Below are 16,387 nucleotides of genomic sequence, written 5' to 3'. Positions count from 1 at the left end.
CGTGGACTGGCTGGCGTCACCTTCCGACGAACGCCTCACCGCCGGCATCAGGAATTTCATTAAAGATGATGTGGGGATCTCTGTCGCAGGTGCTGCAGAGCATCTTCTCTCCATCGATAAAGGATCACTGGAAGGTTTTGCCGTATCCATTGAAGCTTTGAACCTAGATATCATCCGTGGAGATTTCAAACAAGTCAGGATGACCGGCCGATTGGGCTTACCTATTCTGCCCGAAGGCTCTTTCCTCAACTATGAAGGTGTCATAGACCGGGCTAAATCCACTACCACAACAATTGCCCCAACCAATGTAATTAACCCTGGTGGACCAGGATCAACGGAACCATTGCAAATGGCTTTCATCGTCAAACCCGACAAAGAGGGTTACGATTTGGATTGGCTGAAGGCGCATATCGATTTTGATGAAACGTCCCAATTTATACTCAAAAACGATAAAACGGAAAAAGGCTTTTCTGCGCAGTTGGCAGGCAAGATATCGCTAAAGATGAACCTCATCGAAGGGGCAAATGCCGCAAGAGATGCAGGAACTCCAGCCATTGAATTGCCGGGAATCCGATTTGAGGGTATGGAGCTGAGCCGTATGACCCGTAAAAGCAATACGACTCAAAATACGACTGCTGCTGCTTCTCAGGCTACACCCCAATCCACCCCGGGTAAAGCCAGCCCATTGATCTTCAAACGACCGGTGTTAAGCCTGACGGGCATAAACCTCAAAGATCTGACTGGCAATACCAACCAGATACCGGGTCAAACCGCTGCAGATGCCGGTCCGGCATCACAAGCCACGGAGCCGGAAGCTCCGGAATCACCCGCCAGGATGAATGGCTTTTCCCTGAATCTGGACAAAGTTGAATTTACATTTGGCGAATCCGGGCAAGAACAGGAGGAAGTGACTATGACGGATGGTCTGCTTGTCAACCTGGAAGTTCAACCTTCGGTAATCCTGGTAGGCGGGCAAAACAAAACGGCAACCGGTTCTCAATCAGCAGGTAAAAAACAAGAGGGTTTTGCAATTACGGCCAAGGGAGCATTTACCATTTCTTCCAGGGTTAAGTCCTCTGGCAGTGGTTATTCCTTGGCTTATGATGCATTCCGGCTGGATTCCTTTTCCATCGAAGGTGAGCTCAAAGCCATTGAGATTGCCGGCAAGCTGGGATTTTACAACAGTGATCCGGACTTTGGGAATGGCATGCTGGGTAACCTGGAAGTGAAAATGCCGTTGGTCGATGTCCGATTGGATGCCCGGTTTGGTAATAAACCGGACTATACCTATTGGTACCTGTTTGGAGACCTGGAAAAAGGTGGCTCTTCCAATGGTCCGCCAACCCCGTTATTTGTGGTCGGTCAATATCTGCAGATCTACGGATTTAATGGCGGGGCATACTACCATATGAAGGAGAAACAACCATTAGGCACTCCGGAACAACGTTATACTCCCGACAACCAAACCCTGCTGGGGCTGCGTGCAGGGTTAACCTTCTCCATCACCCAGCCTCAGGTTTTCTGGGCGAAAACAGCCCTGCAGGGTGAGTTTAACGGAGATGGAGGCATCAACAACATCTCGCTCGCCGGGGAGGCCTATATGCTTCAACCGGAGATGAAAGAACAGGCTCCCGGAGAACTGGACGGTATTAAGATAGACCTGGCTGCTAAACTCAACATCAAAGGCGAGGAAACCACCTTTGACGCCAATCTGGATATTTATGCCAATGTGGCTCAGGGGTTGATTACCGGTGCCATGCCGGGAGGCAAACCCAATCAGGTAGTCACTTCAACCATGCATGTGGATGCTGACAAATGGTCCTTGTTGATGGGCCGGCCCAGCCTTCCCGGTCTCGTACGCCTGCAATTGCCCGGGATCAACTACGGTGTGGACGCCAAGGCTTATCTGATGATGGGCAATGGGGTCGTATTTGAAGAAGCACGCCTAGATCCTTTCATTACCGGCCTGTTCAACCGGGGCACGGATGGTAATTTCCAGGCTGCCCGGGTTAGCGGAAAACAGCAAACACGTGAAAGTGATGGCTTTGCTATCGGTATGAGTCTTGATTACAAACTGGATATTCAGGCTTCCATCCTGTATGCCAACTTTAGGGCCATGTTTGGTTTTGATCTCAGCCTGCTCAATCATCCCGGTGTGACCTGTCGGCAAAGTGGAGAAGCGATCGGTATGGCCGGGTATTATGCCAATGGCCAGGTATATGCCGGTCTGGAAGGCGACATAGGCCTGGATGTGGATCTGTGGTTTTATACGGGTAAATTCTCTCTGGCAAAGATCTATGCGGTCATGCTGATCCAGGGCGGGCTGCCCAACCCCATTTGGGTCAAAGGACAAGCCCGGATGGGCTATGAAGTATTAGGCGGTTTACTCAAAGGCAATACCAGTTTTTCGGTTGAAGTTGGAGAGAAATGCGAAGAAGTTGTTTCGGATCCGTTCGCCGGAGTACATTTCATCGCCGACATGGACCCGGGCTCAGGAACCAAAGATGTTTCTGTCTTTGTAAACCCACGGGTGAGTTTTGAAAACCACATTGGCAAATACGATGTTCCGGTTTCACATAATGATGCCGGCGTGGCTACCTACCGCAACTTTGACGTAAGGATGGCCAGTTTTACACTGATTAATCTCAAGAGTAACCGGAGTATTCCTGCCAGCCTGGAGACCTCCGCAGATCTTCTTTCATCGACCCTGCGTATTCAGGAACGTTTGGAGCCCTACACCACCTATAAAACTGCAGTCACCTTACAGGTCTATGAGTGGGTTAATGGGACTTGGGCACTCTTTTATGATCCTAAAACCAATCAACCGTTAACGGAGTACAAAGAGGTGGCATTTCAGACAGGTGCGCTCCCGAATTACATTACCCTGGATAATGTCAAGTTGGTTTATCCATTTAAAGATGAGAGCTATTACCTCCAGGATGAAAACAAATACAAACAGGGTCTGATGGAGGTAGCACTCAGCACCGGGTATTTGTTCCAGGAACAGAAGCCAGCTGGAGAGCAATGGTTTACCAAAGTGATTGCCCGGATTACCGACCTGTCATCACAGCAAAATTTTGAAACCGCCATTTCCACGTACAACGGTGGTACGGTTTACACGTTCGGTATGCCGGATCGATTGGCTAACAATACCCAATATCAGGTGGATTTTGTCCGGGTACCTTACCAGAATACGAATTACAATCTCTCCGGCAACGAGATTGCAGACCGGCAAGGCCGGCAAGGGGACTACGTGTACATTACCAAAGGCCAGACGTATCAGAATTACATCAGCGAGGCACCTCCTGAGCATGTTATTTTCAGCTATAAGTTTAAGACCAGCAAATACAACTCACTTTATCAGAAAGTGAATTTTCCCACTACATTGGATGATCAGCGTAATAGCGACCTGGCTGTTCCCCGGGTAACTTATAGGTTTCAGAATCAGGAATATTTTAGCCATGAAGAACTGATATGGCGGTATCTCACCGACAATCAGGTCCCCAATTTCCCTACCATACTCGTCAAAGAAGATTATGCGACCGGCATCGCCAAGAATGCTTACCGCAACCTTTTCGAATATTTCTATTACAGCATGAGGGTGGCGAATTACTACCGTCTGTACAGTCAGGAAAAGAATTATTATCCTGCATATACTAAAGACTTGAAGTTCAACAACGATGATAATGTCTATCTGGGATTGAAAGACCAGTATTCAACGGCCTTTCAGGCCGGATGGGGCGCATTGCAAATGAACACGCAAAATCACGTGTATAACTCGGATTTGAAAAAAATGGACTGGATCATCCAATACCTGTCAAATTATCCAATACCCAGCGCAGACCAGGGAGCGGTGAATGTATTTACAAAAATTACCTGGCCGACGTTGTTTAACTCAAATTTATACCCTGCTAGTATTCCCAATTTGACGGATTTCCGGATCACGGCTGCAGATCATTATACCCGATTAAGGCCAGCAAATAGTGAACCCTACCGGATAACCATGATCTACAATACGCCCTATTTTGAAGTAGGCAAGGTGATGAACCACCAATCCTACATCTTAAAAACATTTTATTAAAACCGAAAGAAATGACCCGTCCGAACATAGTTGCTAAGCTGAAAGATTGTCATTGGCTCTCTGACATTCCAAGATTACACAAAGCATGGTTTGTCCTTTGCTTTGGAATAATAATGACTCCTTTAGTGCATGCCCAGGACAGTTTAATTCAGGTCAGAGAGGTGCCTTTTCAGACGCCCGTTGCCGATCAGGCAGCACCAGCTTTACCGGACATCCAACTCATTGAAAAATCAACCCAGCAGGGTTTGCTTATCCGGTGGGCTCCTACCAATCCGGTGACCTGGCAGATGGGCATGCGATATGGTTATCGGCTGGAAAGACAAGTATTGAAGCAAGGGGTACCTTCCGGGGAAAACCCATTTGTTCCGGTAACGGATTCGCCCATCAAGCCATGGCCGCTGGATGACTGGCAATCCATTGTCAATGATCAAACGCCGTACACAGCAGCTGCGGCTATGGCCATCTACGGGGAACGCAATGCCCTTGGCGGATTTGTTGATATAGCACGTGATGAAGAGAATCGCCTGGGCTACAATCTGCTGGCAGCGGACTTTGACAGGAAGGCAGCCGAAGCCTCCGGACTATTATTTCTGGAAAAAGATACCTCTGCCAATACGTATGGACTGTACCGGATCTTCATTTACGATGCGTCATCCGGGTACGCTTCAGACACAACTTATCAGGTGCTGGGTTTTGAAAAACCTTCCACTTCACCGGGACCTGTCTTGCTGGATCCGGTGGAAGAAGAATACACCATTCAGGTACGGTGGTATGGTAGCCGTCCCGGATTTTCAGGGTATTGGATCGAGCGGGGTAGGGACAGCATTCATTTTGAACGACTGAACGATCAGCCTTTCATTAATGCCGTGACCAACTTACGTCCGGATAATGATCTAATCATCTATACGGATTCTGTTGCAGAAAATGGTATCTCTTATTATTACCGGGTGATCGGTATCGATGCTTTTGCCGAAGAATCGAACCCATCCCGGTTCGTGCGGGCTGCCGGAGTAGATAGAACGCCGCCCTCAGCTCCTGTCGAACTGGAGATCCGTGAGATGCAGGACCATGCGCTCGTACTTGACTGGCAGATTGAGGATCAAACGCCGGATCTGGCCGGGTTCAATGTTTATGCTGCTACTGACGCTGACGGGAATTTTATCAGACAGAACGAAACCCTCCTACCTGTCGACGTACGAGAATTCGTCGATGTCGATCCGGATCAGCAAAAGACCAACTATTATTACGTAGCCTCTGTAGACCACAGTGGCAATGAAGCCTTGTCTCCGGTTCGTTTTGCCATCACGACCGATGAACTGGCTCCCCAACCGCCGCAAAACTTACAGTATCAGATCGATTCTTCGGGTAGGCTTCTGGTAGAATGGGATGCTCCGGCAGACAAAGATATCCGGGGTTATCTGATCCATTATGCGAATGATGCAAATGGAGAATTTGCCGTGGTACCCGGATCCTACCTGACGCATACTTATTTTGTCGATTCGCTTAATCTGCATTCCCTCACGGAACGCATGTACTTTTATGTGATTGCCGTTGATTGGAGTTACAATGCCTCCGAAGCCTCAGAACTTCTGGAAGTTAAAAAGCCGGATGTAATACATCCATCGCCATCCATTTTTTCCGATTACAGGGTCAGCGAAGATACCATCAGACTTTATTGGCTCAGGAGTGTCAGTGCAGATGTTGAATCCGTACATCTTGAACGTCGTACAAATGAGGGCCCATGGAGCCAGGTTACCGATTTTTCAGATACATCAACCGTATATATGGATACCGACCTGGTTGAAGGGGGGCTATACGAATACCGGCTTGTAACGAAGGATGATGACGGCAATCAGGTTGTCGCTCCAAAAACTTTATTGCTGTCTCCGGTGCGTCCTTTTTATCTGCCGGATGTTGAAAGCTTTAAGGTTGAATTGGATAAAGAATCGGCAACATTGCAGTGGTCTTATTCGCAGGCAGATGAATATTCTTTTATTCTGTATCGGAGTATAGATACTCAGCCTTTACAAACCTACAAGCATCTATCCGGTGTTACGTCCTGGCAGGACACAGATATCAAACGACGGACAACCTATCATTATGGGATCAAGGTAAAAGGAAAAGATGGAAGAGAGTCACGGATAACGGAGATATCGACGGAATAAATGATTCATAATTAGTTGTAATACAAATAATAATGTCATAGCCATTCAACTATAACTTCATGAATTTGCCAAAGCCCGTTGTTTCTCCATTCCGGGATATGACTTTAATCCAATATACTCCGGAAGACAATTGTGTCACGTCTATGGTGGCTGTCTTTGGATCATTGGTTTGCGATAAATAAATCAATGGCTTCCCCTGTACATCGCATACTACGAGGTGATGCCATTCCAATTTAGTCGTCAGGAGTAGTTGGTTGGCCACCGGGTTAGGATAGAGCTTGAGCTGTGGTTCACTTGCAATGATAGAGGAGTGAAGACTTGTTAAAGCAGAAAACTCATAACAACCCGGATCTACCTGAGCTCCTTGTGGCCGGATCGTGCCTTCTGCATCAAAACCATTGCCGTAATTAGCTGTACCCCGGTCAATCAGGGTACTGTGGGCAAGCAGGTGGAAATCATAATTTGTATAATCAACAAATTGCTCCCGGTATTGCTGGTATGTTCTTAGTTCAAAGTTTCCGGAGGTGTCGGCGTCAGCGATGATCCGGTTAGCGATGTTATTGGCAACGACACAATTGCTGCTCTTGCGTCCGTCCTTGTGGTCATCGATCCGGATCCAACTGGGACCAGGTTCCTCATCCGGTGTCGGATCAATGACTGTATTGTGGATGATACGGCAGTTATTGGCCCCAAGCAAGGTAATGCCGTGCCAGTGATTGACACAGATGAGATTGTTCTCGATGAGCCAGTCGTTGTAAAAGCCGTCAAAGCAACCTATCCCCTGTAACGGTCCCAGGAGGGGTTGATCCGGATCTTCGTAGTTCAGGATGACATTGTTGCGGATGATATTATGATCAACGATGTGGCCGTTCGTGGTGAATGACTGGATGCCATCATCATGGTTCTCGTCCACATCGTAGCAATTTTTTATTGTGTTGCCGTCAAACAGGATGTACGAGCCGAGAATCCGCATCCCATCGCCCGAGAAATTGATAATCTGGTTGCCAATGGCCTGAATGTAATCCCCGGAGGCTGTTAATCCAAAATGGACGTTTTCCAGAATATTTCCCTGGGCCAATACAGAATCGGCTTTGATAAACAATCCATCACTTGCCTTATTCACCCAGTCAGCAGCATTGGTCCAGGGACTTTTTGTACTGTATATATGGCAGTTCCGGATGGTGATGTTTTTTGTCGGTCCCTGCCATCCATGAGATTCCAGATAGATCAACTTATCGGAGAGGTAATGCCCATAAGGCTCCGAGCTGACAGTCAGACCATCCAATATCCAATTACTGCAGGCTTGCAAGTGTACTTCTTCGAGAACCGGAGTTTCGCCAGGGCCGGCCATCAGGGTGATGGGAAGGGCATTATTATAATTCTTCAGGAAAAGATTACCGTGCAGGCCCGACCGCAGGATCAGGGTGTCGCCGGGTTGGACCGGAGCACTTATGTTAAAGGCAACCAATTTGCTTGATGCAGCATTGTAAGGGAGTGGCTGGTAAACATAGGATTGGATAAGACCATCTGATACTACTTCCTCCAGGGTGCGCCAGGGGGCCGTGATACTTCCGTCATTGGTTTGCTTGCCCAGTGATGGATCGATGTAAAAGGATGCAGCCTGTGACCGGACAATCGTCAATAGGACCATGCCAATAGTCAGAAAGGGGGTGTATTTCATAAGTGAACGAGTTGATGGATATTAGGGTTATATAGAATACGTTGTGATTCGGGAATTAGTATTACTCCGACACGAAAAGTGGATTCGTGATTTCCTTGAAATGACTAATATCATTTCCGGAATTGGGGACTACAGATTAAGTTTAATGCGGATATGGATCGCAGGACCAGACAGAAAGCAATTTAGGACTATCCGGGATCCAATCAGGTCAGTGATCTGATGATGGTTATGGAACATAAGGAGAAAGAGAGTATGCCTTAAGCTTTGGTTATTAAGTGGTTGTATCGATTGTTTTCAACGGATCGTACCTAAAAAAGTGTGTATATTTTGCCGGATTGTTACGAATTGCAGGAAGTGTTTGTAATTTTATTGTAGTAAAATATTTCCCTGAAAGCAGCTATGCTCTATTTTTGCAAGGAGGCTTTATAACGATTGAATATGAACCAAACACCAAATGACACGGCCGGTGCGCAAGGCCAGATCTTTCAGAACCCCGCACTTGAGTTTTTTTCCAAATCACCTCCCCGGGTGTCCGCAGCCATTTATGCTCTCGTGATATTGACCTTATTGGTCCTCGCCTGGAATTTTGGTAAGATGGTTCAGCCTGGCGTTGCAGCCTTGTGGTACTTCGGGGCATTTGTCTTCTGGACCTTTTTTGAATATTTTGCCCATCGTTACTTTTTTCATCTGGACCACTATTTCCCGGAATCGAAGCTTGCCGCACGTGTCAGTTATATCTTTCATGGCATACACCACGATTATCCGCGTGATATAAGCAGGATCATCATGCCGCCGGCGCCTGGATTGCTTATTATTGGAACATTGTATCTGGTAGGACTGCTATTCCTTAGATCCAATGTTTACCTTTTCCTGGCTGGATTTCTGACCGGATATTTGTTTTATACATATATCCATTACAAAACACACACCACACCTGTACCCGGTTATTTAAAGGCGCAGTACCGTCACCATGCCCTGCACCATTATAAATATCCGGAGAAGGCGTTTGGTGTTTCCACCATGTTTTGGGATTGGGTGTTTGGTACGATGCCTCCCAAGAAGGCTGTTAAATAAGGAGCTGTAATCCAGGAAAGGATTGTCTCACTACAAGGTGGTCTCTTACGTCTTTTGTGGGATTGGTTGCCAGTCTCCGTCAATACGTATATCAAATAGTTCATCAAGATATCGATCAAATTCGCCCGGATTGATCATGGTTTCATGCCGGTCATCTTTCCAGGTACGGATGATGCGGTCACCGGCCAGCGTTACCCGTCCTTCCGGAACCAGTTTGGTACACAACCGGCGCTGTGTAAAGGGAGAAGAAGGGGAAGTCTGATGAAAATGACACATTGGATTAAAATAAGACAGTTCGACCGGATGGTCTTTAAATCGATACATCGGCGTCCACTTGGTCCGGTCATCCGATTTCATCAGCTGATAATAATCATCCAGCTCAAATACCTTATAATACCGGTAATTATGCATTTCAGGATCCTCACCGGGAAGAGGTACCGGGTGTTGAATGCCATCACCAAACCCGACATCGACCAGCCATTTCTTTCCCAGCAATTGAACGACAACCGCCGCATGGCCTCCATCCAGCGTAAATGCCTGATCGACTTCTGAAAATACGGCACAGGAGATCAGGTAGCTGTTGTAACCCAGATTGTCAAGCAACTCCTGGAAAAGGGAGTTCACCTCAAAGCAGAAACCACCACGATTATCCAATATGATCTTTGCATAGATCAGGTCCCGGTCCAATAAGATTTTCCTGCCCAGGTGAATGTCGAGGTTTTCAAATGGGATGCGCTGCAAGTGACGATGTTGCAAAGCATTCAAATGCTGAATCGTGGGTGTCACCGGCTGATAATAGCCTAGGCGATTGAGATATGTGAGCGTGCGTTCGTTCATGTGAATAAAAAGCAGGACACTTCAAATATCCAAATAAATTTTATGAATATCCGGTGTTCACTGCCCGTGCCTCGTTATCCGAAAACAAGCATCACCACGGTTTTTACGGTCCTGTCATATGAGCTTACACCAACTGTTAATTTGGATCCGGTCCTTAGCCCCATGGATTTGCATCATAACAATTATGTTATTCCATCAGGTGCTTCTATTGCCGGGTCTTCCGGATTGAGGCCATGATCAGTGTTTCCCGGTTAAGGTATTCATCTGCAGCTTTCAGAGCGGCATGGCTGTTTACCATGATGAATCCTATTTCATCGCCGGGTTTTAGTTGACCCAACAGATCTATATCTGCTGCAATCACCTGACCCACCCGGTAATATCCACCGGTCGTCTGGGCATCTGCGAGTAATAATATAGGTTGCCCTGATGAGGTCAGTTGAATGGTGCCCGGAAGGATGGCTGACGAGAGCATTTCCCTGCTTGATTCCGGAAATTGAAACCGGCTCTTGAGACGGTATCCCATACGATTGGAGTCCCTTGATACCGTATGGGGATGGCTAAGCAGAATATCCAATGCACGCTGATCTACCGAAAAGAACTCCGGCCCTGGCATCAATCGGATGGGTGGGAAATGGGTATAATCCGGCCACCAGAAGGGTGGGATGGAAATGGGTTGAATATTCTTTCCCCGCACGATAGAAAGCACAGATTTCGCTTTCAGGTATGCAAATGCGGTATGTTCCTGGCGAGTGGACGTGAGGGCGCTTGAACTCCCCATCCATTGATCGACTTGCCATTCACCGTTAACGGCTAAATAGGAGCGGCATCCATCCAATACCCGGCCAAACCGAAGCACGGTACCTGCAGGTAAATTTATGGTTTGGTAATAGGGTACATGGTGGCCATCAGCAAGAACCGGGATTCGTGCCCCTGTCAATGCAATTTGGCAGTCGTTATGAAATTTTAACTGTGGACCGATCACGGTGATTTCCAGAACCGGATTACGAATGTTATTACCTGCCAGTGCATTGGCAATTCGAGCGGATTGTCCATCCAGCGCTCCCCCGGGAGGGATGCCCAGATGTTGCTTCCCTGAACGGCCCTGGTCCTGGATGGTTGTCATCAGTCCGGGGTGAAGGCATTCGATCCGGATCTGATTATCCATGCAATTCACTTAAGGAGAAATCTTCTGATCCCACGCGCGCTGACCAGTAATTAAATTCTTCACCGGTTATGCATTCAAATTGGACTTCATCGCCCGCCTGGAGTAAAAACGATTGATCAGTCCGGGTGTACATTGGGATGGGTGTCCGCCCGATGATTTGCCAGCCACCGGGAGCTTCATTCGGATAAATGCCGGTCTGTCGTTGTGCGATTCCTACCGATCCGGCCTGGACATGCAGCCGGGGTGATTTCCGGCGCGGGGTGGCTAGAGATTTGGGTAGGATACCCAGATAGGGAAAACCGGGTAAGAAACCAATCATGTAGACGCGATATCTTGTCTTGCTGTGCTGGTTGATAATTTCCTCCACAGTCAGGCCGGTGTGTGCCGCTACCTGTTCGAGATCCGGAGCGAATGGAGGGTCGTAACAAACCGGTATTTTCCATCGCCTTGTGCCGGCAAATGGCTCGGTTTTATCCACATTATGCTGGTATCCTTCGAGCAGAGCAGTCAGCGCTTCAAAACTGATCCTTTCCGGATTATATCCTATGGTAAGTGATCCATAGGCCGGAATCAGGTAATTGATGCCAGATACAGCTTTTTCTTGCAGATGTTTCAGATAAGCTATGACCTGTTGATGAGCTTCAGGATCGATTTCTGAAGAGAATTGAAGAATGATAGCCTGATCACCAAAGGTCTGAATGTTCATAGGGCCGCAATACTTTGTTTTTGAATTCCGTGCTCTTCCAGTTTTTTGTCAATGGCCTGCAGAATGTCAACCGCCTGCGGATTGTCTCCATGAATGCAGATGCTATGTGCTTTGATTGGGATCACGGATCCATCAATGGCAATGACCTCCTGCTTTAATATAATCGATAGGACTTGTTCTGCAGCAATGGCCGGATCGAGGATGACGGCGTCTTCTTTAGCCCTGGATCGCAATTGTCCGTCCGGCTCGTAATGGCGATCTGCAAATGCCTCAGCAATAAAAGGGTGTTGGTATTGCTGGGCCAGTTCCTCCATACGGCTTCCGGCTAATCCCATGAGTGGAAGCCGGTCATCGATCTCCAGGATAGCCTGGATGATCGCCAGGCATTCCGGTTCCTGATCGGAGGCTGTATTGTAAAGGGCGCCATGGGGTTTTACATAAGCCAATCGCCCACCTTCGGCTTCGGTCATGCCTTTGATGGCTGCGATCTGATATTTGACGATGGCCTTAAGCTCTGCCGGCGCAATCGACATCTTCCGGCGTCCAAATCCGGCCAGGTCCGGGTAGGATGGATGCGCACCGATGCTTACCTGTTCATGTAAAGCATGGATAATGGTCTTTTCGATGTGGAGCGGATCCCCTCCATGGAACCCGCAGGCTATACTACAGGATGTTATGTAGGGAAATATCTTTTCATCCTGGCCAATGGTATAGATTCCAAAGCTCTCTCCCATGTCGCAGTTAATGTCAATGCTGTGGCGGCTTGCCATACAATTCAGATTTTAGATTTTCAAAAAGACATCATCATGATCTGTCAGTGTAATAGATGTCTGAACACACGCAGAAGGATGGACAAAATCAGGCTGGCCAGGATCATGGTCGTAATTGGAATGTAGATGCGTATATTCTCCCGTTCAATGCGGATATCTCCCGGAAGATGACCAATCCAGGATAGTTTATTCCCCCAGAAATACCAGATTACACCGATAGCCAGGATGATACCTCCCACAACGACAATTCCTTTACCTACATTGGTATGATCCATTAGCCAAATGTAGAGAATTAATTACCAAAGCAAAAGGCGGTTTTGGCAGGCGGGAGCTTAATTTCAAATGTTAGTATCTTGCCCGGACTAATGATTGAACATGATCTGTAAAAAAATAGCCGCTGCAGCCTTGCTGTTATTATGCATTGTCCGGCCCGGATTCGGACAGCCGGATTCCTTAAACGAAGCCAGCCGCATGCAATGGTTTCATGATGCCAAACTGGGAATCTTTATTCACTGGGGCATCTATGCCGTAAAGGGGATCGATGAGTCCTGGTCCTTCTTCAATGAATACCTGAGCCATGATGACTATCTGAAACAAACCGAAGGTTTTACGGCCTCGCAATACGATCCCGGTGAATGGGCACACCTGATCAAAACCAGTGGGGCCAGATATGCGGTGATAACCACCCGTCATCATGATGGATTTTCCTTATGGAATACCAAAGGCAGCGAACTGAATGCATTAAATAGTGCTGCAAAGCGGGATGTACTGACGCCCTTTGTTCATGCAGTACGTGAGCAGGGATTGCGTCTTGGATTGTATTACTCGCTGCCGGATTGGTCCTTCACTGATTATCCGAATGAGACGAAGAGCATCAAGCGTTACGATGCCACGAAAGACCCACAACGGTGGCAGCATTTCCTGTCCTATTATGAAGGCCAGCTAAATGAGTTGGAAAAGGCTTATCACCCGGATCTGTGGTGGTTTGACGGGGACTGGGAATTTTCTGCTGAACAATGGGAGGCAGCGAAAGTCCGTAACCACTTGTTAGCCGCAGACCCGGAAGTCATTATCAATTCACGGTTAGCAGGTCATGGCGATTACGCTACCCCAGAGCAAGGGCTGCCCGTGAAAAAACCAGATGATGCTTACTGGGAGTTGTGTATGACCATGAATGATTCCTGGGGTTACCAACCTAACGACTCCAATTATAAGACCTCCCGGCAGATCATCCAGATCTTTGCCAATGTGATCGGGAATGGGGGCAATTTGTTATTGGATATTGGTCCCAAGGCCGATGGGACAATCCCGGCCGAACAGTCCCAAATCCTCCTGGACCTGGGCCGGTGGACCCAAAAGAACAAAGAGGCCATCTACGGGACCCGGGCAGGGCTCCCACCGGGCTATTTTTATGGGCCTTCGACACTATCACCAGACGGTGAGACATTGTACCTGTTTTTGCCTTATGACCCAAAAGGACAGATCGAGTTGCGTGGTGTTAAAAACCAAATCAACCGTATTCGTGTTGTAGGAGATGGTACGAAGCTGGATCATCAGGTTTTGATGAAGCCATACTGGAGCTCACATGCCGGTTTGGTTTACATTGATGTACCGGATTATGTTCTGGACCACGATATGACGGTGATCGCAGTGCAGCTTAAAGGAAAACTTGAATTGGAATGAGTAGGAATCAATCTTCTTGTGCTACGGGTAACTGCCCTAATAACTCCTGTTTATGGGCTTATTCGGGCGTTTTTCTTCTGTTATTACCCGAGTGGGCACCCCTTGGCCATACCTGGCAGACGCTTGTAACGATCGCTGGAATTGGAATGATCAGTTATGCCATCATTCAACAGATCCGGAACAAGATTTCATGCGAATCCTAATCCTGATTTTAAGCCTGAAATCATCAGATTCCACTTTCTTATTGAGCATTTATAAGGAAGTTGGTGTGGATTCTTGGTTAAAATAAAACCGGGATGCTTACACAGCATCCCGGTCGAACATTTAGTCTTTGTTCGGTTGCGGAGTCATCCGCAGGTAAGGTTTAATTTTCGTATACCCCTTAGGGAATTTTGCCGGGATGTCCTCGTCCTTCACAGAAGGCAGGATCACCACCTCTTCACCATCCACCCAATCAGCAGGAGTTGCTACGCTATGGTAGGCGGTCAATTGCAAGGAATCGATGACCCGCAGGATCTCCTGGAAATTACGTCCGGTTGATGGCGGATAGGTCAACGTCAATTTAACTTTCTTATCCGGGCCAATCACAAAGACCGAACGCACTGTGGCCTTTTCTTTGGCCCCCGGATGGATCATGTCGTACTTCTGGGCTATCTCCTGGCTTTCATCGGCTATCACGGGATAATTCATCGTGGTGTGCTGTGTCTCCTCGATGTCTCCGAGCCATTGCATGTGCGAATCCAGTGGATCGACACTTAATGCGATCACTTTGACATTCCGTTTGTCAAATTCCGGCTTCAGCCGGGCAACGGTGCCTAATTCAGTCGTACAGACCGGAGTGAAATCCGCAGGATGCGAAAATAAAACACCCCAGGATTCACCCAGATAATCGTAGAAATCCAGGTCGCCCTGGGTCGTCTTAGCTTTAAAATTAGGAGCTGCTTCTCCAAGCTTTACTGACATAGTGTAATTAATTTAGGTTATTGAATGAGGAATAAAAAGTCTTAGTATTTGGAGAGTGACGGATCGATCTCGTCCGCCCAGGCCAGGATTCCACCTTCCAGATTGTACAGGTTGTCGTACCCGTATTCGGACTCGAGCCACTGGATGATATCGCCACTGCGTTTACCACTGCGGCAATGGACGATCACCGGTTTGTCCTTTAGTATTTCATCCACATAGTTGCCGATCTGGCTCATTGGCATCAGGATAGCTCCGATGTTCACGATATCGTATTCATACGGTTCGCGGACATCGATAACCTGAATGTCTTCACCAGCATCCAGCATCAGCTTCAGCTGCTTTACATTAACTGATTTCATAGGTTGATTGAGTATTGAGGTTTGTTTGCAAAAGGCATCGTAGTCGATCAGTGGTGTATCTTCCGGCTCCCGTTGGTAAAGGGGATTCGCCTCCAGTACTTTAACGCGGATGTGACGGAAATCCATGGTCGCAGCATCAATGGTGAGCAGGGTGTTGACCAGGCTGCAACGACTTGTCAGCAGGTATTGTAAAGCTTGAAATGCCTGAATACTGCCTACAATGCCGGGAAGAGGGCCGATAACCCCGCCATCGTTGCAGTCCGGTATGGCATTCGGTGGCGGTGGAGTAGGGAAAACATCCCGGTAATTGGTGCTTCTGCTGCCATCTTCCATCAATACATTGAATACGGCTACCTGGCCATCGTAGCGATAGATGGACCCGTAGATAAACGGAATACCCAGGCGGTAACAGGCATCGTTGATGAGATATCTCACCGGTATCTTGTCGGTGCCATCAATGACCACATCGTATCCGCCGAACAATTCAAGGATATTATCCCGGTCAAGGTAAGTCTGGTAGGGAGTTATCTGGATCTGATGATTCAAATCCATAAGATGTTGGGTTGCTACCTGAACCTTGGATTTGTGGACATCTGCCTCCCGGTAAAGGACTTGCCGGTGCAGATTGCTCAGACTTACCTTATCCCCATCAACCAGCCCAATGTGGCCAACCCCTGCGGCCGCCAGATACTGCAGATTAGGGACACCAAGACCACCGGCTCCAACGATCAGCACTTTAGCCTTGGCCAACCGTTCTTGTCCAGCCAAACCAATATCCGGCAGATTCATTTGCCGGATGTATCGCTCCGTACTATCGAGATTTGAATGAGCCATATCTAATAAACAAAATTGCCTTCCAAAGTTGAAATTGAAAGGCAATTAACGTATGATTTTATTTATCGG

At 47.7% G+C, this 16,387-nt stretch carries 12 protein-coding genes; 4 read left to right on the top strand and 8 right to left on the bottom strand.

Features of this window, described 5'->3' with window-relative positions; all coding sequences use genetic code 11:
- The first annotated feature begins 1 nt into the window (after window position 1).
- Window positions 2-4,081 carry a hypothetical protein gene (locus tag H6570_09770; protein MCB9319559.1) on the top strand — a complete coding sequence of 1,360 codons (4,080 nt, stop codon included), beginning with the start codon at window positions 2-4 and terminating at the stop codon, window positions 4,079-4,081.
- A 113-nt stretch (window positions 4,082-4,194) separates the two neighbouring features.
- Entirely contained in the window at window positions 4,195-6,246 is a 2,052-nt protein-coding gene (locus H6570_09765; protein MCB9319558.1) for a fibronectin type III domain-containing protein, read from the top strand.
- 49 nt (window positions 6,247-6,295) lie between these two features.
- Here the strand turns inward: H6570_09765 and H6570_09760 are convergent, their stop codons facing one another.
- Window positions 6,296-7,927, bottom strand: a complete 1,632-nt coding sequence (locus H6570_09760; GenBank protein MCB9319557.1) for a right-handed parallel beta-helix repeat-containing protein — start codon at window positions 7,925-7,927, stop codon at window positions 6,296-6,298.
- Window positions 7,928-8,365: 438 nt separating this feature from the next.
- Here H6570_09760 and H6570_09755 point away from each other — a divergent pair, with 438 nt between their 5' ends.
- Window positions 8,366-9,001, top strand: coding sequence for a sterol desaturase family protein (locus tag H6570_09755; protein ID MCB9319556.1), 636 nt, complete (start codon window positions 8,366-8,368; stop codon window positions 8,999-9,001).
- 45 nt (window positions 9,002-9,046) lie between these two features.
- Here H6570_09755 and H6570_09750 read toward each other — a convergent pair whose 3' ends face one another.
- The 5 genes from H6570_09750 to H6570_09730 all read right to left on the bottom strand — a co-directional run bounded on the left by H6570_09750 (window position 9,047) and on the right by H6570_09730 (window position 12,754).
- A complete protein-coding gene (locus H6570_09750) occupies window positions 9,047-9,838 on the bottom strand; it encodes an arylamine N-acetyltransferase (GenBank protein ID MCB9319555.1) in 792 nt (263 codons plus the stop codon).
- A 205-nt stretch (window positions 9,839-10,043) separates the two neighbouring features.
- Complete coding sequence (locus H6570_09745) at window positions 10,044-11,003, bottom strand: biotin-dependent carboxyltransferase family protein (protein ID MCB9319554.1); 960 nt, start codon at window positions 11,001-11,003, stop codon at window positions 10,044-10,046.
- A complete protein-coding gene (pxpB, locus tag H6570_09740) occupies window positions 10,996-11,709 on the bottom strand; it encodes a 5-oxoprolinase subunit PxpB (protein ID MCB9319553.1) in 714 nt (237 codons plus the stop codon). Before pxpB ends, H6570_09745 begins: the two co-directional genes overlap by 8 nt.
- The gene (locus H6570_09735) at window positions 11,706-12,479 is read right to left on the bottom strand and encodes a LamB/YcsF family protein (protein MCB9319552.1); all 774 of its coding nucleotides are present in this window, start codon (window positions 12,477-12,479) and stop codon (window positions 11,706-11,708) included. Before H6570_09735 ends, pxpB begins: the two co-directional genes overlap by 4 nt.
- A 44-nt stretch (window positions 12,480-12,523) precedes the next feature.
- The gene (locus tag H6570_09730) at window positions 12,524-12,754 is read right to left on the bottom strand and encodes a DUF2905 domain-containing protein (protein ID MCB9319551.1); all 231 of its coding nucleotides are present in this window, start codon (window positions 12,752-12,754) and stop codon (window positions 12,524-12,526) included.
- Between the two features lie 100 nt (window positions 12,755-12,854).
- Between H6570_09730 and H6570_09725 the strand changes: the two genes are divergently transcribed.
- Entirely contained in the window at window positions 12,855-14,162 is a 1,308-nt protein-coding gene (locus tag H6570_09725) for an alpha-L-fucosidase (protein ID MCB9319550.1), read from the top strand.
- A gap of 324 nt (window positions 14,163-14,486) precedes the next feature.
- Here the strand turns inward: H6570_09725 and H6570_09720 are convergent, their stop codons facing one another.
- Together H6570_09720 and H6570_09715 are read right to left on the bottom strand one after the other, a co-directional pair.
- Window positions 14,487-15,125 carry a peroxiredoxin gene (locus H6570_09720; GenBank protein ID MCB9319549.1) on the bottom strand — a complete coding sequence of 213 codons (639 nt, stop codon included), beginning with the start codon at window positions 15,123-15,125 and terminating at the stop codon, window positions 14,487-14,489.
- Window positions 15,126-15,166: 41 nt separating this feature from the next.
- Window positions 15,167-16,318 (bottom strand): ThiF family adenylyltransferase, encoded by a 1,152-nt coding sequence (locus H6570_09715; protein ID MCB9319548.1) that lies wholly within the window; start codon window positions 16,316-16,318, stop codon window positions 15,167-15,169.
- Between the last annotated feature and the right edge of the window lie 69 nt (window positions 16,319-16,387).

The sequence above is a fragment of the Lewinellaceae bacterium genome, assembly GCA_020636135.1.
Lineage (GTDB): Bacteria > Bacteroidota > Bacteroidia > Chitinophagales > Saprospiraceae > JAGQXC01.
This window is presented reverse-complemented; position numbering and strand designations above follow the sequence as displayed.

Coding starts and splice junctions, on each gene's coding strand:
- H6570_09760 (MCB9319557.1), bottom strand. CDS start 7,927: ATGAAATACACCCCCTTTCTGACTATTGGCATGGTCCTATTGACGATT.
- H6570_09745 (MCB9319554.1), bottom strand. CDS start 11,003: ATGGATAATCAGATCCGGATCGAATGCCTTCACCCCGGACTGATGACA.
- H6570_09725 (MCB9319550.1), top strand. CDS start 12,855: ATGATCTGTAAAAAAATAGCCGCTGCAGCCTTGCTGTTATTATGCATT.
- H6570_09750 (MCB9319555.1), bottom strand. CDS start 9,838: ATGAACGAACGCACGCTCACATATCTCAATCGCCTAGGCTATTATCAG.
- H6570_09730 (MCB9319551.1), bottom strand. CDS start 12,754: ATGGATCATACCAATGTAGGTAAAGGAATTGTCGTTGTGGGAGGTATC.
- H6570_09720 (MCB9319549.1), bottom strand. CDS start 15,125: ATGTCAGTAAAGCTTGGAGAAGCAGCTCCTAATTTTAAAGCTAAGACG.
- H6570_09735 (MCB9319552.1), bottom strand. CDS start 12,479: ATGGCAAGCCGCCACAGCATTGACATTAACTGCGACATGGGAGAGAGC.
- H6570_09755 (MCB9319556.1), top strand. CDS start 8,366: ATGAACCAAACACCAAATGACACGGCCGGTGCGCAAGGCCAGATCTTT.
- H6570_09715 (MCB9319548.1), bottom strand. CDS start 16,318: ATGGCTCATTCAAATCTCGATAGTACGGAGCGATACATCCGGCAAATG.
- H6570_09765 (MCB9319558.1), top strand. CDS start 4,195: ATGACTCCTTTAGTGCATGCCCAGGACAGTTTAATTCAGGTCAGAGAG.
- pxpB (MCB9319553.1), bottom strand. CDS start 11,709: ATGAACATTCAGACCTTTGGTGATCAGGCTATCATTCTTCAATTCTCT.